We start from the raw sequence: 18,340 nt of genomic DNA, 5'->3' as shown, positions 1-18,340 counted from the left end.
TGTGTAGCGGCCCTGCGGGGCCGTCCCGACTCAAGGTGTGAGAGGTTGCCATGGCTGACTATAAAGCGCCCCTGCGCGATATGCGCTTCGTCCTCAACGAAGTCTTCGAAGTATCCCGGCTGTGGGCACAACTGCCCGGGCTGGCCGAGGCGGTCGACGAAGAAACTGCACTGGCGGTGCTCGAGGAAGCCGGCAAGGTCACCAGCCAGCGCATCGCTCCGCTGAGCCGCAGCGCCGACGAAGAGGGCTGCCATTGGGACAACGGCGCTGTGCGCACCCCGGCCGGCTTTATCGATGCCTACCGCACCTACGCCGATGGCGGCTGGGTGGGCGTGGGCGGCGACCCTGCCTATGGCGGCATGGGCATGCCCAAGGTGATCTCTGCCCAGGTCGAAGAAATGGTCAACTCCTCGAGCCTGGCCTTCGGCCTGTACCCGATGCTGACCGCCGGTGCCTGCCTGTCGATCAACGCCCACGCCAGCGAAGAGCTCAAGACGCGGTACCTGCCCAACATGTACGCCGGGGTCTGGGCCGGCTCCATGTGCCTGACCGAGCCCCACGCCGGTACCGACCTTGGCATCATACGTACCCGCGCCGAGCCGCAGGCCGACGGCAGCTACAAGGTCACCGGCACCAAGATCTTCATCACCGGCGGCGAACACGACCTGACCGAGAACATCATCCACCTGGTGCTGGCCAAGCTGCCTGACGCCCCGGCCGGGCCCAAGGGCATCTCGCTGTTCCTGGTGCCCAAGTTCCTGGTCAACCCCGATGGCAGCCTGGGCGAGCGCAACCCGGCCACCTGTGGCTCCATCGAGCACAAGATGGGCATCCAGGCCTCGGCCACCTGCGTGATGAACTTCGACAGCGCCGTGGGCTACCTGGTCGGCGAGCCGAACAAGGGCCTGGCAGCGATGTTCACCATGATGAACTACGAGCGTCTGGGGGTCGGCATCCAGGGCCTGGCATCGGCCGAGCGTTCCTACCAGAACGCCATCGAATACGCCCGCGACCGCCTGCAGAGCCGTGCACCTACCGGGCCCCAGGCCAAGGACAAGACTGCCGACCCGATCATCGTGCACCCCGACGTGCGGCGCATGCTGCTGACCATGAAGGCACTGAACGAAGGCGGCCGGGCTTTCTCCACCTATGTTGCGATGCAGCTCGATACCGCCAAGTTCAGCGAAGACCGCGAGGCCCGCAAGCGCGCCGAAGACCTGGTGGCGCTGCTGACGCCGGTGTCCAAGGCGTTTCTCACCGACCTGGGCCTGGAAGTGACCGTGCATGGCCAGCAGGTGTTTGGCGGCCATGGCTACATTCGCGAGTGGGGCCAGGAGCAACTGGTGCGCGACGTGCGCATCACCCAGATCTACGAAGGCACCAACGGCATCCAGGCCCTGGACCTGATGGGCCGCAAGGTGGTGGGCAGCGGCGGGGCGTTCTACAAGCTGTTCGCCGACGAGATCCGCCATTTCATCGCCACCGCCGACACGGCGCTGGGCGAGTTCGTCAAACCGCTGGAGACGGCGCTGGACAGCCTCGACGAACTGACCGCCTGGGTGCTCGACCGCGCCAAGGCGAACCCCAACGAAATCGGCGCGGCGTCGGTGGAGTACCTGCACGCCTTCGGCTACACCGCCTATGCCTACATGTGGGCACTGATGGCCCGCACGGCCCTGGCCAAACAGGGTGAGGACGACTTCTACGCCAGCAAACTGGGCACCGCACGCTTCTACTTCGCCCGCCTGCTGCCGCGTATTCACTCGCTCAGCGCTTCGGTGAAGGCGGGCAGCGAGTCGTTGTACCTGCTCGACGCGGAACAGTTTTGATCTGACGGCGTCATGTAAGCATTTGCTTACATGACGTGGTGACGTTTGGCCTCTTCCGTAAGATTGGATCCACAGCTAATCTTCACCTCATGGACGTCGCGCAGGATGCGCACAGTACATAACAGGGACACGGAAGGATTTCCTGCCAGGACGGCGGGACGAAAAGGATGTCAGGGAAACAGTCTGCAAAACCCCGCTTCGGCGGGGTTTTCTTTTGCCCGGGTTTTTTCTAGCCGAGCACATCCAGAGGTGAACCGCCGATCTGGCGAGGGTCGATCTCTTCCTCCAGCAGATTGCGCAGCAACTCCACCGACGCCTGCTGGCGCTGCGCATCGCGAAACACCAGGCCTACCTTCAGTGGCACCCGCGGCTCGCTCAGCGGCTTCCAGAGCAGCTCTGGATCGTCCGTGGCGTCGCGCGCACGCCCCGGCAACACGGTTGCCAGCGAGGTATGCGCCAGGCTGTCGAGAATCCCGCCCATGTTGTTCATCTCGGCCTGCACCTGCGGGCGGCGCCCGAGGTTGGCCAGTTGCGCCTGCCAGATCTGGCGTACCTGGAACTCTTCGCCCAGCATCAGCATGGGCAGTTCGGCGGCCTGCTTGAGCGAGACCTTCTTGAATTCGCGCAGCGGGTGCGTGTGCGGGATCACCAGTTGCAGCTCGTCTTCGTACAGCAGCAGGCCGTGAAGGCCCGGCTGGCGCGGCGGCAGGTAGCTGATGCCGATGTCCAGGGTGCCGTTGAGCAGGCGCCGTTCGATCTCCAGCCCCGACAGTTCGTAGATCTGCACCACCAGGTGTGGTTGCGCCTTGCGCAGGCGGTCGAGCAGTTGCGGCACCAGGCTTGGCCGTACCGTCTGCAGCACGCCGATGGCCAGGGTCCGCAAGGCCTGCCCGCGGAAGTTACGCAACGCCTCGCGGGCGCGTTGCAGGCCGTCGAGCAGGGGCAGGGCGTGGTTGTACAGGGTGTGTGCGGCCAGGGTTGGCAACAGGCGCTTGTTGCCGCGTTCGAACAGGCTCACATCGAGGCTGTGCTCGAGCTGGCGGATCTGCTGCGACAGCGCTGGCTGCGACAGTGAAAGGCGTTCGGCGGCCCGGCCCACATGGCCTTCTTCGTACACCGCGACGAAATAACGCAGTTGGCGAAAATCCATAAGCAATACTTATCAAAAAAGCTCGAAAAACGAAATGGCCGAAGGCCCGCGAGAAGCCTAGTCTATCCCGTATTCACAAGGTTTACAGGGCCAGAAGGCGCGATGAATACCGTGTATGTGGATGGCGTTTACATAGGCAAGGCAAAAAATGTCGGTTATGGGTTACTCACCGATATCGATAAGGAACAGGTTGCAAGAAGGCTGTGGTTATGGCCACAGGGGCTGGGCAGCGACGAACACGGCGACCCGCGCTTCCATACCGGCCCCGAGCGGGCCTTGCACCACTATCCGGCCGAGCACTACGCCTGGTGGCGGCGACGTTATCCACAGATCGACTGGTGCGCGCCGGGTTTTGGCGAAAACCTCTCGACCCGCGGCCTTACCGAAGAGCACGTCTGCCTGGGCGACATGTTCCGCTGGGGCGGGGCGCTGCTGCAGGTCAGCCAGCCGCGCTCGCCGTGCTACCGCCTGAGCCATCGCTGGGGCTTGCCGAACCTGCCGCAACAGGCGCAGGACGCGCTGCGCTGCGGCTGGTTCTACCGGGTGCTCAAGCCTGGCTTCGTCAGCGCCGACGAGCCGTTCGAACTGATACAACGCAGCTATCCGGGCCTGACCGTGGCCTGGGCACTGCATACTTTTTACCGTGAACCTCTGGAGCATGCGGGTTTGAAAAAGCTGGTGGATTGTCCGGCCCTCTCGTCACGCTGGCGCGACATCGCGATCAAGCGCCTGCGCAGCGGCCAGGTCGAGGACTGGACCGCGCGCCTGCTTGGCCTGCCGCTGGAAGGGCTGCGCGCATGAACCTGTTCAATCTGCGTCGCCAGGCGGCGCGCGCTGCCGAGCAGGCACCGGCGCCGGTGGCACTGGCCCAGGCCGAGCAGCTGTCGCGGGAATGCCTGATGCCGGCCACCGAGCGTGCGCCACAGGTGTTCGTGCGCGGCCAGGGTTCGTGGCTGTGGGACAACGAAGGCCGCGCCTATCTGGATTTCACCCAGGGTTGCGCGGTGAACAGCCTCGGGCACAGCCCCAAGGCGCTGGTGCAGGCACTGAGCAGCCAGGCCCAGGCATTGATCAACCCCGGCGCCGGCTTTCATAACCGTGGCCTGTTGAGCCTGGTCAACCGCCTGTGCCAGAGCACCGGCAGCGATCAGGCCTACCTGCTCAACAGTGGTGCCGAAGCCTGCGAAGGTGCGATCAAGCTGGCGCGCAAGTGGGGCCAGCTGCATCGCAATGGCGCCTACCACATCATCACTGCGCGCCAGAGCTGCCACGGGCGCAGCCTGGGGGCGCTGTCGGCCTCCGACCCGTCGGCGTGCAACCGCTGCGAGCCCGGCCTGCCGGGTTTCAGCAAGGTGCCGTTCAACGATCTGGCCGCGCTGCATGCAGCAGTGGACTCGCGTACCGTGGCGATCATGCTCGAGCCGATCCAGGGCGAGGCCGGGGTGATCCCGGCCACCCAGCAGTACCTCAAGGGTGTCGAGCGCCTGTGCCGCGAACTGGGCATCCTGCTGATCCTGGATGAGGTGCAGACCGGCGTGGGCCGTTGCGGCGCGCTGCTGGCCGAGCAGACCTACGGCGTGCGCGCCGACATCATCACCCTGGGCAAGGGCCTGGGCGGCGGTGTGCCGCTGGCCGCCCTGCTGGCGCGGGGTACGGCCTGCTGCGCCGAGGCCGGCGAGCTGGAAGGCAGTCACCATGGCAATGCACTGATGAGTGCGGCGGGCCTGGCGATTCTCGATGCCGTGCTGGAGCCGGGCTTCATGGAGCAGGTGCAGGCGTCGGGGCGGCACCTGCGTGATGGCCTGAGCCACCTGGCGGGGCGTTATGGCCAGGGCGAGGTGCGCGGCCAGGGCTTGCTGTGGGGCCTGGAGCTGAGCGACGACTCGGCCGCGGCCCTGGTCAAGGCGGCGCTGCAGGAAGGGCTGCTGCTCAATGCGGCGCAGGCCAATGTGCTGCGCTTTTCGCCGGCGCTGACCGTCAGCCGCGGCAACATCGACGAAATGCTGCTGCGCCTGGCGCGTGCCTTTGCCCGTGTGCACACGGCGCAACTCAACCAGCGGCGTGCCTGACCCGGTAGCGCCGTACCGAATTCAACGAACCGTCTCGCGTTCCTGCGCATCGCCCCGGGCCTGATCCTTTTGGCCTGGGGCGTTTTTTTATGGGGGATGGCTATTTGAACCAGTGGGGGGTGCTTGCAGTCTGTAGTTAGGACTTTAGACAAGGAGCTGCCCGATGGACCTGATCCGAATTATCTTCGCCATTCTGTTGCCGCCGCTGGGCGTGTTCCTGCAGGTGGGTTTTGGTGGCGCCTTCTGGCTGAACATCCTGCTCACCTTGTGCGGTTACATTCCGGGGATCGTGCACGCGGTGTACATCATCGCCAAGCGCTAGACCGCGTCGCGGCCATCGCCTGTAGGAGCCGGCGTTGCCGGCGAATGGGCCTGTACGGTTCAGACCGCGCTGGGACATTCGCCAGCAAGGCTGGCTCCTACAATGGCAATGGCCGTGACAGAACCTCCCGGTAGAACTTCCACTCTTCTTCCAGCGCATGCGCCAGGTTCGCTGCCGTCCGGAACCCGTGCCGCTCGGTCGGGTAGAAATGCCCTTCGGCACGCACCCCATTGGCCTTCAGCGCCGCCAGCATCGAACGGGTCTGCTCCGGTACCACCACCGCATCCAGTTCGCCCTGGAAGAAAATCACCGGCACCTTGATCTGCGCGGCATGCAGCAGTGGCGTGCGCGCCTGATAACGCTGCACATCCTGCTGCGGGTCGCCGATCAGCCAGTCCAGGTAATCGCCTTCGAACTTGTGCGTGGCGCGCGTCAGCGCCAGCGGGTCGCTGACCCCGTACAGGCTCGCCCCGCCACGGAACACATTCTGGAACGCCAGCGCACACAGCGTGGTGTAGCCCCCGGCGCTGCCCCCGCGGATGAACGCCTGCGTCGGGTCGATCAACCCTTGCCCGGCCAGGAAGTCGACCACCGCGCAGGCATCCTGCACGTCCACTTCGCCCCAGCGCAGGTGCAGGGCCTGGCGATAGGCGCGGCCATAGCCGCTGCTGCCACGGTAGTTGAGGTCGGCCACGGCAAAGCCGCGCTGGGTCCAGTACTGGATGCGCGGGTCGAGCACCGGGAAGCACGCCGAGGTCGGTCCGCCATGCACGAACACCACCAGCGGCGGCGCCTCGACACCATTCATGGCCGGGTAGAAGAAGGCGTGCGCCTGGGCATCGCCGCTGGGGTAGGTGATGCTGCGCGGCTGGCTGACCTGTTCGCTGGGCAAGGGCATCGCACCGCCGGCCAGCACCTGAACGGCATGGCTGTGGCGGTCGATGGCGATGACGGCGGGCGTGCTGACGGCAGAGGCGGCGATGGCATACAGGTACCGGTCGTCGATCTCCAGGCAGCGAAAGCGGGTGTAGACGTCGCTGAAGTCTTCCAGGGTGCCATCGGCATGATGCACGCCCAGGCGGCTGAAGCCGCCCTCGAACCAGCTCGCCAGATACCCGCCGCCGTCCAGGGGCAGCCAGGTGCTGGCGCCCAGTTGCCACGGTGCGCCAGCATGGTCGGCACGCTCGGCCGGCAGTGCTGCCCAGCCCTGCGGGGTTTCGCCCCAGGGTTGCCAGTAGCCGTCACGATCCGACAGGCAGTACAGGCGACCGTCGGCATCGAAGCGCGGCTGCTGCAGCGATTCCGGTTGCGCCTCGCTGCCGGCGATGCAGCGCGGCGCTTCCCAGGTGTGTGCATCGCGGCGTTCGGCGCACAGCAGGCGGGTGGCAGTCCAGGGTTGGTGCGGGCGGCTCCATTCGATCCAGGCCAGGCGCTGGCCGTCGGCGCTGAGGGTGGGAGCGGCATAGAAGTCGGCGCCTTCGGCCAGTACCGTGCGGGTGCCGGCGGCGATCGATACCAGCCGGTGCACATCGGCGTCTTCTTCAACCGCCAGCACCTGGCCGGCGCCCCAGCGCAGGTCACCGTAGCGGCACGGGCCGTGGGTCAGCGGCTGCGGCTGCCCGCCCTCGAGCCCCTGGCTGTAGAGCTGCTGGTCGGCTTCGTTGACGAACACGAGCCCGTCGTCGCTCAGGCAGAAACCGCCGCCGCCATACTCGTAGACGCGGCTGCGTACGCTGAAGCCATCGGGAGTCAGGCAGCGGGCCTGGCCGTCACGCCACTGCCAGATGCGGCAACCGCCGTCCTGGGGGCGAAACTCGTTCCAGAACAGCCCCAGCGGGCTGCGTTTGAGTTCGGCGTAGTCGGTGCCGGCGGCAACCGCCTGTTGTGCGCTGAAACGCTCAGCCGCGGGCGATGAGACGGGAGTTTCGATCATTGCGGAAGGTCATCTGGTCGATGGTCTGGGTGGCGGTTTCGGCCTCCTCCCGAGCAGCGAGGATGATCCCGTGGTCCGCCGATTTGGCGCAAACCGGGTCGGCATTGCTGGCGTCGCCGGTCAGCATGAAGGCCTGGCAGCGGCAGCCGCCGAAGTCCTTTTCTTTCTCGTCGCAGGAGCGGCACGGCTCGGGCATCCAGTCGTAGCCGCGAAAACGATTGAAGCCGAACGAGTCATACCATATGTGCTGCATGCTGTGTTCGCGCACGTTGGGGAATTGTACGGGCAACTGGCGTGCGCCATGACACGGCAGTGCGGTGCCGTCCGGGGTGACGGTGAGGAAGATGCTGCCCCAGCCGTTCATGCAGCCCTTGGGCCGCTCTTCATAGTAGTCGGGGGTGACGAAGATCAGCTTGCACGGGTTGCCCGCAGCCTGCAGCTTCTCGCGGTATTCGTTGGTGATGCGTTCGGCGCGCTCCAGCTGCGCGCGGGTGGGCAGCAGGCCGGCGCGGTTGAGCTTGGCCCAGCCGTAGAACTGGCACGTGGCGAGCTCGACGAAGTCGGCTTCCAGGGCGATGCACAGCTCGATGATGCGGTCGATCTTGTCGATGTTGTGCCGGTGGGTGACGAAGTTCAGCACCATCGGGTAGCCGTGGGCCTTGACCGCGCGGGCCATCTCCAGCTTCTGCGCGAAGGCTTTCTTCGAGCCGGCCAGCAGGTTGTTGACCTGTTCGTCGCTGGCCTGGAAGCTGATCTGGATGTGGTCCAGCCCGGCGCGCTTGAAGTCGGCGATCTTCTGTTCGGTCAGGCCGATGCCGGAGGTGATCAGGTTGGTGTAGTAGCCCAGGCGGCGCCCCTCGCCGATCAGCTCGGCCAGGTCCTGGCGCACCAGTGGCTCGCCGCCGGAAAAGCCCAGCTGCGCGGCGCCCATTTCACGCGCCTCGGCCATCACCTTGAACCACTGCTCGGTGCTCAGCTCCTTGCCCTGCTCGGCGAAGTCCAGCGGGTTGGAGCAGTACGGGCATTGCAGCGGGCAGCGGTAGGTCAGCTCGGCCAGCAGCCACAGCGGCAGGCCGACTGCGGGCTTGGCCGGTACCTCACTCAAGGACGATCCAGTGTTGCTCACGGGCGACCTCCATGAATTGCTCGATGTCGTCACCGAGTTCGGGTACACCGGGGAATTGAACGTCCAGCTCGGCAATGATCGCGGCCACATCGCGCTTGCCGTCGATCAGCCCGCCGATCAGCGCGGCGCTTTCGTTGAGCTTGATCATTCCTTCGGGGTAGAGCAGCACATGGCCCTTCTGCGCCGGTTCGTACTGGAAGCGGTAGCCGGGGCGCCAGTGCGGCGTCTTCGAACGGTCGAAACTCATAAGGTGATCCCCTTGTGCCACACCCGCTCGCTGGTGACGCTGTGGTAGGGCGGGCGGTTCAGTTCATAGGCCATGCTCATGGCGTCGAGCATGCTCCACAGAATATCGAGCTTGAACTGAAGAATCTCCAGCATGCGTTGTTGACCCTGCACCGTGGTGTAGTGCTGCAGGGTGATGCTCAGGCCATGCTCCACATCGCGCCGGGCCTGGCCCAGGCGGGTGCGGAAGTACTCGTAGCCGGCCGGGTCGATCCAGGGATAGTGCTGTGGCCAGCTGTCCAGGCGTGACTGGTGGATCTGCGGTGCGAACAGTTCGGTCAGCGAGCTGCTGGCCGCTTCCTGCCAGCTGGCACGGCGGGCGAAGTTGACGTAGGCGTCGACCGCGAAGCGCACGCCGGGCAGCACCAGCTCCTGCGAGCGTAGCTGGTCGGGGTCCAGGCCCACGGCCTGGCCCAGGCGCAGCCAGGCTTCGATGCCGCCGTCTTCGCCGGGGGCGCCGTCGTGGTCGAGCAGGCGCTGGATCCACTCACGGCGGATCTCGCGGTCCGGGCAGTTGGCCAGGATCGCCGCATCCTTCACCGGGATGTTGACCTGGTAGTAGAAGCGGTTGGCGACCCAGCCCTGGATCTGCTCGCGGCTGGCGCGGCCTTCATACATGGCCACGTGGTAGGGGTGATGGATGTGGTAGTAGGCGCCCTTGGCGCGCAAGGCCTGCTCGAACGCGGCGGGGGAAAGCGGTACGGCTTCGCTCATGGGGGCTCCTACAGCTCGATGCTCATGCCGTCGAAGGCCACTTCGACGTTGCGGCGGGCCAGTTCGGCGCGCTCGGCGGAGTCTTCATCGAGAATCGGGTTGGTGTTGTTGATGTGGATAAGTACCTTGCGCTGGTCGGGGAAGCCTTCGAGTACCTCGAGCATGCCGCCGGGGCCATTCTGTGCCAGGTGACCCATCTCGCGGCCCGTACGGGTACCGACACCGCGGCGCTGCATCTCATCATCCTCCCACAGCGTGCCGTCGACCAGCAGGCAATCGGCGTCGTGCATCAGTTGCAGCAGCTTGTCGTCGAACTGGCCAAGGCCCGGGGCGTAGAACAGCTTGCCGCCGGTGCGCAGGTCTTCGACCATCAGCCCCAGGTTGTCGCCCGGGTGCGGGTCGAAGCGGTGCGGGGAGTAGGGCGGCGCGGCGCTGCGCAGCGGGAACGGGGTAAAGCGCAGGTTCGGGCACGCCTCGATCACGAAGCTGCCTTCGAGCTCTATGCGGTTCCACTGCAGGCCACCGTTCCAGTGGCTGAGCATGGTGAACAGAGGGAAGCCGGTGCTCAGGTCCTGGTGGACCATGTCGGTGCACCACACCTGGTGCGGGCAACCTTCGCGCAGGCTGAGCAGGCCGGTGGTGTGGTCGATCTGGCTGTCGAGCAGGATGATCGCGTTGATCCCGGTGTCGCGCAGGGCGCGGGCCGGCTGCATGGGGGCGAAGCCTTGCAGCTGCGCGCGGATGTCCGGCGAGGCGTTGCACAGCACCCAGTGCACCCCGTCGTCGGACAGCGCGATCGAGGACTGGGTGCGTGCGCTGGCGCGCAAGGTGCCGTCGCGAAAGCCCTTGCAGTTGTCGCAGTTGCAGTTCCACTGCGGGAAACCGCCGCCGGCGGCGGAACCTAGAATCTGGATGTACATGGCCACTCCTGCTGCGTCCAAAAATGAAAACGCCCCGGCTGACCGAGGCGTTGTACCGCAAGCAGACTCAGCGACTTGCGAAATACATGGTCACTTCAAAGCCAATACGCAGGTCAGTGTAAGCAGGTTTGGTCCACATGGGAGTACTCCTTCCGGATAGGTCTGGGGGCGGGTGGCTACATATTTAGGCCCCCCTTTGAAACAAGGGGTTACAACGGCCCGGGTAGCGCCATCTTACTAAAATTAATGGACAGTTTGGTTAAACCTGCGAGAAAGGCTGTTGCGTTGCCGGTAACAATCCGCCCTGTGCGGCGCTGGCCAGGTACAGGGCGTTGTCGAACAGGTGCCGGGCGGCGTGTTCGAGCTGCTGTGCGGTGACGGCCAGCAGCTGCTGTCGCAGCGTGTCCAGGCTGGGGGTGTCGCTGCCGGCCAGCCGGGCCTGCCAGGCCCATTCGGCGACGTCGGCATTGCCCATGTCCGGTTCGTGGAACTGCGCCGCCAGGGCCTGACGCGCCTCGGCATCATCGGTCAGGTCATGGGTGAAGCCTGCGACCACGCAGCGCATGTGCTCGAGAATCTGTGCCGGGTCGGCCTTGGGCGACTGCACGCCCAGCAGCAGGCCGGTATGGCCCTGCACCTGGCGCAATGCGCTGAACACTGCATAGCCCAGTTGCAGCTCCACCCGCAGGCGCTGGTAGAAGGGCCCTTGCAGTCGATGTGCCAGCAGCCGGTACACCGCCTCGCTGCCGGGCGGGGCGGGGCAGAACACCAGCAGTGCGTGCTCGCCTTCGGGCAGCGGCACATGCTGCCAGGGCCCTGTGGCATCGCCGGTTATCGGCTCGGCCATGCCCGGCTGTCCCGGTACCTGGGCCAGCAGCGCATTCAGCGCCGGCTGCACCGCTTCGGTGAAGCCGCAGGTCATGCCCTGCCAGCGGGCATGCTGCCAGAGCGCATCCAGCTCGGGCTGGGCGATCAGGCAGGCCGGCAATGGCCCCGGGTCACGCCCGACGATATAGCCCGGCAACTGCTTTAGCAGCAGGCGGATCGGGATCAGCGCCGGCTCGGTGCCTGAGCCTGCGCTCCAGTCCTGGGCGGCAGGCAGGCGCAGCAGCGCCAATGCCTGCTCGACGACTGCGACAATGGCGGGCGGTGACCCGGCGCAGCGCAGTTGCCAGAGGTGCTCGCACTCGCTCCATTGCAGCTCCACCGAGGCGCGGGTGGCGCGCTCGACCAGTGGGCGCAGGGCACCTTCGAGTACGCGCCACAGCCGCGCGCGCAACGCCGAGCGCACCTGCCAGCGCAGGTAGATCACGCCGTACTGCCGCACGGCCGGCAGCGCCGGGCTGTGGATAACCCCGGCGGGTGTCGGCGTAGCGGGTGCATCGCTGAACCCGACGGCCAGCAAGGGCTCGGCAGGTGGCAGTCGCCAGGGCTGGCGGGCTTGCTCGGTGAAGGGTTCGAGCAGGCCTTGCAGTGCCGCCAGGCCCTGGGCGTCGAGTGCACTGAATGGCTGGCCGCTGCTGTCGCGGCGCGCCAGTTCCAGGGCGCCGACGGCCAGCGCGCGTGACTGCTGGATACGTGCATATTCGCTGTTCAGCGCCGTCAGGTCGGCATCGCGCAAGAAGCTCAGCCAGTCCCGGAACAGGTCTTCGACCTGGTCGGCAGGTGCCGCGTCATTGAGCTTGAAGCGTGCGTGCAGCAGTGCCTGTGCGGCGAACTGATGCAATGCCGAAAAACTGAAATCCTCCAGCCAGCGCCGTTCGCGCAAAGCGGCCAGCAGCCCGCCCGGGCGGGTGTCCGAAAGCCAGGTGTCGAGAAAGGCGATCGCCTGGGCAGCGCCGGCGGGCAGCCGTTCATAGCCGAGCAGCACATCCCGTTGCCCGGGCAGCTGTTCAACCCGCGCAGCGCGAAGCTGCAGCGCCGGTGCCGGGCCTTGTTCGATGGGCTGCCCGGGTGCGAAGACGGCGCCGTACTGCATGGCCAGGGCTTCAAGGGTGGCCAGCGGCTGTGGGCCGACCAGGCTCAGGGTCATCTGCCCGGCCTGGTAGTAGCGTTGGTGAAAAGCTTGCAGGGCGCTCTGGAAGGCCGCGTCGGGTACCGGCAGGCTGTAGCGGTTGCCAGCGTGAAAACCGCTCAGCGGATGCTGCGCCGACACGCTCTGCAGCAGTGCGTGCTGACGCTGCGCTTCGGGGTTGCGCGCCCAGGCAATGAACTCGGCATGGATCACTTCGCGCTCGCGCAGCTGTTGCGCACGGTCGGCCTGGGGGTTGGCGAGCATTTCACACAAGCGCTCGATGCCCCCCTCGAAGGCGGCAGCCGGCACTTCGAAGAAGAAGTCGGTGGTGCGCTCCCGCGTGCTGGCATTGACCTGGCCGCCCTGGCGCTGCACGTAGCGCATCAGGGCGTCGTCGATGGCAAAGCGCGGGTTGCCGAGAAAGAACAGGTGTTCGAGAAAGTGCGCCAGCCCCGGCCAGGCGTTGGGAGCATCGTGGCTGCCGGCGCGCACCCGCACTGCCGCTGCACAGCGCTTGAGCCGCGGTGCATGGCGCAGGGTGACGTGCAGGCCGTTGGGCAGGGTGAGGTGGGCGCAGGACATGACGGCTCCGGTAACGTGCGAACCGTCATGCTAGCGGATAAATCAGTGCTTGCGCGGGCCGCCGTGGAGTTCCACACGCAGGTCGTGCAGGTACGGTGTGCTGGCGCGGCCTTCGTGCACCCGTTGCAGCTCGAGGTCGGCCACCAGCAGCGTGGGCTCATGCCCGGCCATGGCCAGCAGGCTGCCGTCCGGGCCGATGATGCTGCTTTGGCCGCAATAGTGGATCTGCTCCTCGGCGCCGCAGTAGTTGGCATACACCAGGTAGCACTGGTTCTCCTGGGCGCGTACGCGCACGGTGAACTGGCAGATGAAATCGTAGGGCCGCATGTTGGCTGTCGGCACCACGATCAGCTCGGCCCCGGCCAGGGCCAGGCGGCGGGCGTTTTCCGGGAACTCGATGTCGTAGCAGATCAACAGGCCCAGCTGCCAGCCATTGAGCGTGACCACCGGGAAATGGTCGGGGCCGGGGCTGAACATGGCGCGGTCCAGCCCGCCGAACAGGTGGGTCTTGCGGTAGTTGGCCAGGCTGCTGCCGTGGGCGTCGATCAACTGCACGCTGTTGTACACCTGGCCGTCCTCGCCAAGCTCGGGGTAGCCGTAGACGATGGCGATGCGGTTGGCCTGGGCAATTTCCACCACGGCCATGGCCGATGCGCCGTCCTGCGGCTCGGCCACGCGTGCGACCGCTTCGCTGCCGATGTTGTAGCCGCTGAGGAACATCTCGGGGCACACCAGCAGTTCGGCGCCGCGTGCCGCCGCCAGCTGCGCCTGCTGGTGCAGGCGCTCGAGGTTGCCGGCCACGTCCATCGGGTGGGGCTGGCCCTGGTACAGGGCTATGCGCATGGGTCTCTCCTTTCAGTCGGCCAGGGCGATCGGGCCGATCTCGTTGAATACATCGCCAGGGCCGGGGTTGTCGGCGTGGGTGCGGCCACCGAAGTGGTTCATGATGCCCCATACCGCGTTGAGCGAAGTCTGCACCGCGCCTTCGACCCAGGCCGGGGTCCAGGAGACGTCGTCGCCTGCGATAAAGATGCCGCGCTGCTCGGCAGGCAGGTCCTGCTGCATGAAGTGCGCGTACATGCGCTGATTGTAACGATAATGGCCGGGCAGGGCGCCCTTGAACGCCCCCAGGAAATGCGGGTCGGCTTCCCACGACACGGTGATCGGGTCGCCGATGATGTGCCCGGCGATATCGACCTTGGGGTAGATCTTCTTCAGGGCGTCCAGCGCCAGTTTCACGCGTTTTTCCACCGGGTGCGGCAGCATCTTGAGCGCATCGCTCATCCACGAGTACGACAGGCAGATCACCCCCGGCCTGTCGTCGCCGTTGTCGAACAGGTAGGTGCCGCGGGTGAGGCGGTCGGTGAGGGTCATGCTCATCAGGTCGCGGCCGGTCTGCGGGTCCTTGTCCTTCCAGAACGGGCGGTCGACCATCACGAAGGTCTTGGACGACTGCATGTAGCGGGTGCGGTCCAGGGCCATCCACATCTTCTGCGAGAACAGCGACTCCTCGCACTCGATCTGGGTGGTCAGCAGCCAGCTCTGACAGGTGGTGAGCACCGCGGCGTAATGGCGGGTGACGCCCCAGGTGTCGGTAACGGCCAGGCGCCCATCGTCGGCGCGGGCGATGCTTTTCACTCCTGAATGTGGCGTGCCACGGTGCAACGAGCTGAGGCTGGTGCCTTGCGGCCAGTGGGCGCAGCGTTGCGGCACATGCCGCCAGATGCCCAGGGGCACCTGCTCGACACCGCCCACCACCAGGTGCTGGTGATCGTCGCAGTTGGTCATCACCACGCGGAAGATCTCGAGCATCGAGTTGGGGAAGTCGGAGTCCCAGCCGCCGGTGCCAAAGCCGACCTGGCCGAACACTTCGCGGTGCAGGAAGCTGAGCTTGGCGAAGGCCTTGGAGGTGGCGACGAAGTCGTAGAAGGTGCGGTCGTCCCACAGCGGCACCAGGGTGTTCCACAGCGCCTTCAGCCGCGGCACGTCGCGATCGCGGATTGCCTGCTGGATGTCGCCGAAGCGTGCACCATCCTCCAGCGCATCGGCCCAGGCGTCGGCGACTTCCTGGAACAGTGCCGGCAGGTCGCTGAGTTTTTCGGCGTAGTGGGTCTGGCCCTCGAGGTCGATCACCGTGCTGCCGGAGGCGGGGGTCAGCGGGTTGGGGAAGGGTCTGGTCTCCAGGCCCAGCTTGTCGACGTAGTGATAGAAGGCCGTGGAAGACACCGGGAAGCGCATGCCACCCAGCTCGGCGACGATGCCTTCGGCGCCGGAGAAGGTCTGCGAGCGCAGGCGCCCGCCCATTTTCGACGCCTCGTACACCACCGGCTTGAGGCCCAGCTTCATCAGCTCGTAGGCGGCCACCAGGCCGGCGATGCCGGCACCGACGATGGCCACCTCCTCACCGTGGCGCTCGGCGGGAATGCTGCCCAGGCCGGCCGGGTGCTCGATCCAGTCGTCGAAGGCGAAGGGGAAGTCCGGGCCGAAGATGGTGACCGGTTTTTTGCCGTCGGCGGGGTGGCGATTGTTCTTGTTCATGGGAGACCTTGCCAGGGCTGCGCGGGGAGCGGAGCTTGAGTATAGGAAATGCTGGCGGTCATTCTACGAGGGGAGGGTGTTGGTTATTAAGATGCAGAGTGTCGTCGTTTTGTGGGGATTTTTGTCATTGTGACGGGATGCTTGAGCAGAGTGATGCCTTCGCCGGCAAGGCCGGCTCCTACAGGTTTGCGAGCACCGTTAGCATGCTTGCCAGCGAAGGGCTCTATCTGTTCCCCGCTAACCCATGTCAAACCGGTTGGCCGCGGTCCACCTTGCTGCTGAGGATGATCGAGGTGGTGGTTTTCTCCACGCCCTCGACACTGCCGATCTGGTCGAGCAACTGGTCCAGTTGTTCGGGCGAATCGCTGCGCAGCCACGCCACATAGTCGAACTCGCCACTGACCGCACACAACTGCTGGATCTGCCCCATGGCGCTCAGGCGGCGTACCACCTCCTTGCCCGAGCGGGGGCGCACGGTGATGCCCACATAGGCCTGCAGGCCGCCGTCGATCACGCGCTGGCCAAGGCGCACGCCGTAACCGCTGATGACGTTGGTTTTCTCCAGGCGCGCCAGGCGCGAGGTCACGGTGGTGCGGGCAATGCCCAGTTGCCGGGCAAGCATGGCCACGCTTTCGCGGGCGTTGATCTGCAGGGCGGCGATCAGTTGACGGTCGATTTCATCGAGGGCGACAGGGCGGGTGGGCATGGACAGGGATCGTTTCTTTCGCTTGGGAAGTGGGCCGATTAAGGCAGCTAATCGACCCACTGTCCACGCCGGTGCTATCAGGGCGCGGCCTTGAAGCAGTGCTCCAGCCCCGGGAACTCGCCGCTGCGCACCTCGCGGGCGTAGTGCTCCAGTGCCTGTTCGATCTGCGGTTGCAGCTCGGCATAGCGTTTGACGAAGCGCGGCTGGTACTCGCCGAACAGGCCCAGCAGGTCCTCGGTCACCAGCACCTGCCCATCGCACGCAGGGGATGCGCCAATGCCGATGGTGGGGATGTGCAACGCTTCGCTCAGGCTGCGGGCCAGCGGCTCGGCGATGCCCTCGAGCACCACCGAGAACGCACCCGCCGCCTGCATGGCCAAGGCATCGTCGCGCACCTTGGTTGCGCTTTGTTCATCCCGCCCCTGGGCCTTGAAGCCGCCCATGCTGTTGACCTGCTGCGGCATCAGGCCCACGTGCGCCATCACCGGAATGCCACGGCGCACCAGAAATTCGACGGTGTGGGCCATTTCGGCGCCACCTTCGAGCTTGATGCCCTGTGCACCGGTTTCGCGCAGCACCCGGGCGGCGCTGACAAATGCCTGCTCCGGCGAGGCCTGATAGCAGCCGAACGGCAGGTCGACCACCACGCAGGCGCGCTCTGCCCCGCGCATCACCGCCTGGCCATGGGCAATCATCATGTCCAGGGTCACGCCCAGGGTGCTGGGCATGCCGTACAGCACCATGCCCACCGAATCGCCGACGATGATCAGGTCGGCATGGGCATCCACCCAGCGGGCCATGGGCAGGCTGTAGGCGGTCAGCACCACCAGGCTGCCGGCGCCCTTGCGCTGCTGGATGGCGGGAATGGTCAGGCGGTTTTGACGTACATGGGTGCTCATCGATAAGTCTCCGATCAGGTTGTGCAACGGGTCGCGGCGCAGGCTACCATCGGCACTTTTGGCTCACTTGAGCAAAGGGGACAGCTGATGCCGCAAGCGGGACAGATACCGCAGGTGCCGCCCGTACCGCTGGCGCTTTCGCGCCCGGTGCAGCGGCGCATGTTCGGCATACCGGCAGGTTATGAAGTGCAGATGCACAGCCATGACTGGGTGCAGTTCACCTATGCCAGCGCCGGGATCATGCAGGTGCTGACCGAGCGCCACAGCTATCTGCTGCCGCCGCAGTGCGCGTTGTGGATTCCGCCAGGGGTGCAGCACACGGCGTTCAGTGAGCAGGCGCTGGCGTTTCGCGGGCTGTACCTGGATGCCGCGGTGCTGCCGGGCGCTCGCCGTGACTGCGCGGTACTGCAGGTGACGCCGCTGGTGCGCGAGCTGATCGAACGGGTCAGCCACTTTCCCGCCGACTACCCTGACGACGGGCCGCAGGCGCGCCTGCTGCAGGTGCTGGTGGACGAGTTGCAGGGGCTGGCCGAAGCACCGTTCAGCCTGCCGCTGCCCAGCGACCCGCGCCTGCGCCGGATCACCGATGCACTGCAGGTCGAGCCTGGGGACAACCGCACCCTCGAGCAATGGGCGCAGCAGGTGGGGGCATCGCGGCGCACGCTGGTGCGCCTGTTTCAGGCGCAGACCCAGCTTTCATTCCGTGAATGGCGCCAGCGCCTGCGCTTGCTGGCCGCATTGCCGTTGCTGGCGCAGGGCATGAGCGTGACTCGGCTGGCGAATGAACTGGGGTATGACTCGGTGTCGGCGTTCATCGGGTTGTTTCAGCGCCACTATGGGAAGACGCCGGGGGTGTATGCGGCCAGTTTGGGGACGTGATTGTGAAGTTCTGAGGGCCGGAAACGCAAAAGCCGCGCAATGCGCGGCTTTGAGTATGGTGGGCCCACACGGACTAGTGTTTAGCGTAATTGGCGAAATGGTTGGAAGCTGGGCACTGTACCGCCAGGGTATGTTTTTTGTACCGCGGAGCGGTCAGGTTTTGCGGCCATGACGTTGTTCTCCTGGTAAAAATGTGATCAAGGTTGTTGCAGGGTGGCAATTACACACCTAAGATGCCCGCCTTCTCTCACCCGACAGCAAAGGAGGTACATCATGCAACAGTTGATCACCCTTTGCAGGTCGCGCCTGGCTTGAACGCATTCACCGCTACTCGTTAGCGGTACCGCAACGCCCGGCCTCTGGCCTGCCAATCC

At 65.7% G+C, this 18,340-nt stretch carries 17 protein-coding genes; 5 read left to right on the top strand and 12 right to left on the bottom strand.

From position 1 onward, the window contains the following. The first annotated feature begins 50 nt into the window (after positions 1 to 50). Positions 51 to 1,829, top strand: a complete 1,779-nt coding sequence (locus tag JZZ72_RS10720) for an acyl-CoA dehydrogenase C-terminal domain-containing protein (protein ID WP_100634783.1) — start codon at positions 51 to 53, stop codon at positions 1,827 to 1,829. Between the two features lie 229 nt (positions 1,830 to 2,058). Here JZZ72_RS10720 and JZZ72_RS10715 read toward each other — a convergent pair whose 3' ends face one another. Further along, positions 2,059 to 2,979 carry a LysR family transcriptional regulator gene (locus JZZ72_RS10715; RefSeq protein ID WP_043863687.1) on the bottom strand — a complete coding sequence of 307 codons (921 nt, stop codon included), beginning with the start codon at positions 2,977 to 2,979 and terminating at the stop codon, positions 2,059 to 2,061. A gap of 102 nt (positions 2,980 to 3,081) precedes the next feature. Here JZZ72_RS10715 and JZZ72_RS10710 point away from each other — a divergent pair, with 102 nt between their 5' ends. The 3 genes from JZZ72_RS10710 (at position 3,082) to JZZ72_RS10700 (ending at position 5,370) form a co-directional block, all read left to right on the top strand. Continuing rightward, entirely contained in the window at positions 3,082 to 3,780 is a 699-nt protein-coding gene (locus tag JZZ72_RS10710; RefSeq protein WP_043863688.1) for an MOSC domain-containing protein, read from the top strand. Further along, positions 3,777 to 5,048, top strand: a complete 1,272-nt coding sequence (locus tag JZZ72_RS10705) for an aspartate aminotransferase family protein (protein WP_043863689.1) — start codon at positions 3,777 to 3,779, stop codon at positions 5,046 to 5,048. The genes JZZ72_RS10710 and JZZ72_RS10705 overlap by 4 nt, the downstream gene beginning before the upstream one ends. A 163-nt stretch (positions 5,049 to 5,211) precedes the next feature. After that, positions 5,212 to 5,370, top strand: a complete 159-nt coding sequence (locus JZZ72_RS10700; RefSeq protein ID WP_011063854.1) for a YqaE/Pmp3 family membrane protein — start codon at positions 5,212 to 5,214, stop codon at positions 5,368 to 5,370. 97 nt (positions 5,371 to 5,467) lie between these two features. On the opposite strand, the gene JZZ72_RS10695 is transcribed toward JZZ72_RS10700, so the two are convergent. The 11 genes from JZZ72_RS10695 to panB all read right to left on the bottom strand — a co-directional run bounded on the left by JZZ72_RS10695 (position 5,468) and on the right by panB (position 17,087). After that, a complete protein-coding gene (locus tag JZZ72_RS10695) occupies positions 5,468 to 7,303 on the bottom strand; it encodes a S9 family peptidase (RefSeq protein ID WP_210014445.1) in 1,836 nt (611 codons plus the stop codon). Next, entirely contained in the window at positions 7,269 to 8,429 is a 1,161-nt protein-coding gene (gene pqqE / locus JZZ72_RS10690) for a pyrroloquinoline quinone biosynthesis protein PqqE (protein WP_043863691.1), read from the bottom strand. The genes JZZ72_RS10695 and pqqE overlap by 35 nt, the downstream gene beginning before the upstream one ends. Beyond that, the gene (pqqD, locus tag JZZ72_RS10685; protein ID WP_043863692.1) at positions 8,401 to 8,676 is read right to left on the bottom strand and encodes a pyrroloquinoline quinone biosynthesis peptide chaperone PqqD; all 276 of its coding nucleotides are present in this window, start codon (positions 8,674 to 8,676) and stop codon (positions 8,401 to 8,403) included. The genes pqqE and pqqD overlap by 29 nt, the downstream gene beginning before the upstream one ends. Further along, the gene (gene pqqC, locus JZZ72_RS10680) at positions 8,673 to 9,428 is read right to left on the bottom strand and encodes a pyrroloquinoline-quinone synthase PqqC (protein WP_210014444.1); all 756 of its coding nucleotides are present in this window, start codon (positions 9,426 to 9,428) and stop codon (positions 8,673 to 8,675) included. Before pqqC ends, pqqD begins: the two co-directional genes overlap by 4 nt. Before the next feature lie 8 nt (positions 9,429 to 9,436). After that, positions 9,437 to 10,348: a pyrroloquinoline quinone biosynthesis protein PqqB gene (pqqB, locus tag JZZ72_RS10675; protein ID WP_054915970.1), complete on the bottom strand. Its 912-nt coding sequence runs from the start codon at positions 10,346 to 10,348 to the stop codon at positions 9,437 to 9,439. Positions 10,349 to 10,415: 67 nt separating this feature from the next. After that, complete coding sequence (pqqA, locus tag JZZ72_RS10670; protein ID WP_008365141.1) at positions 10,416 to 10,487, bottom strand: pyrroloquinoline quinone precursor peptide PqqA; 72 nt, start codon at positions 10,485 to 10,487, stop codon at positions 10,416 to 10,418. Positions 10,488 to 10,607: 120 nt separating this feature from the next. Further along, positions 10,608 to 12,944, bottom strand: coding sequence for a pyrroloquinoline quinone biosynthesis protein PqqF (gene pqqF, locus JZZ72_RS10665; protein WP_210014443.1), 2,337 nt, complete (start codon positions 12,942 to 12,944; stop codon positions 10,608 to 10,610). A gap of 42 nt (positions 12,945 to 12,986) precedes the next feature. Next, positions 12,987 to 13,787, bottom strand: coding sequence for a carbon-nitrogen hydrolase family protein (locus tag JZZ72_RS10660; protein ID WP_210014442.1), 801 nt, complete (start codon positions 13,785 to 13,787; stop codon positions 12,987 to 12,989). A 12-nt stretch (positions 13,788 to 13,799) separates the two neighbouring features. Further along, the gene (locus tag JZZ72_RS10655) at positions 13,800 to 15,482 is read right to left on the bottom strand and encodes a flavin monoamine oxidase family protein (protein ID WP_043863697.1); all 1,683 of its coding nucleotides are present in this window, start codon (positions 15,480 to 15,482) and stop codon (positions 13,800 to 13,802) included. Between the two features lie 247 nt (positions 15,483 to 15,729). Next, on the bottom strand, positions 15,730 to 16,188 hold the full coding sequence (locus tag JZZ72_RS10650) for an Lrp/AsnC family transcriptional regulator (RefSeq protein ID WP_054915967.1): 459 nt from the start codon (positions 16,186 to 16,188) through the stop codon (positions 15,730 to 15,732). A gap of 77 nt (positions 16,189 to 16,265) precedes the next feature. Further along, complete coding sequence (gene panB, locus JZZ72_RS10645; RefSeq protein ID WP_043863699.1) at positions 16,266 to 17,087, bottom strand: 3-methyl-2-oxobutanoate hydroxymethyltransferase; 822 nt, start codon at positions 17,085 to 17,087, stop codon at positions 16,266 to 16,268. An 87-nt stretch (positions 17,088 to 17,174) separates the two neighbouring features. Between panB and JZZ72_RS10640 the strand changes: the two genes are divergently transcribed. Next, positions 17,175 to 17,966 (top strand): AraC family transcriptional regulator, encoded by a 792-nt coding sequence (locus JZZ72_RS10640; protein ID WP_196931973.1) that lies wholly within the window; start codon positions 17,175 to 17,177, stop codon positions 17,964 to 17,966. Positions 17,967 to 18,340: the final 374 nt, after the last annotated feature.

The sequence above is a fragment of the Pseudomonas palmensis genome, from assembly GCF_017848315.1.
In the GTDB taxonomy this organism is placed as follows: Bacteria; Pseudomonadota; Gammaproteobacteria; order Pseudomonadales; family Pseudomonadaceae; genus Aquipseudomonas; species Aquipseudomonas palmensis.
The sequence above is the reverse complement of the archived record's forward strand: the minus strand, read 5'-3'. Positions and strand labels throughout refer to the sequence as shown.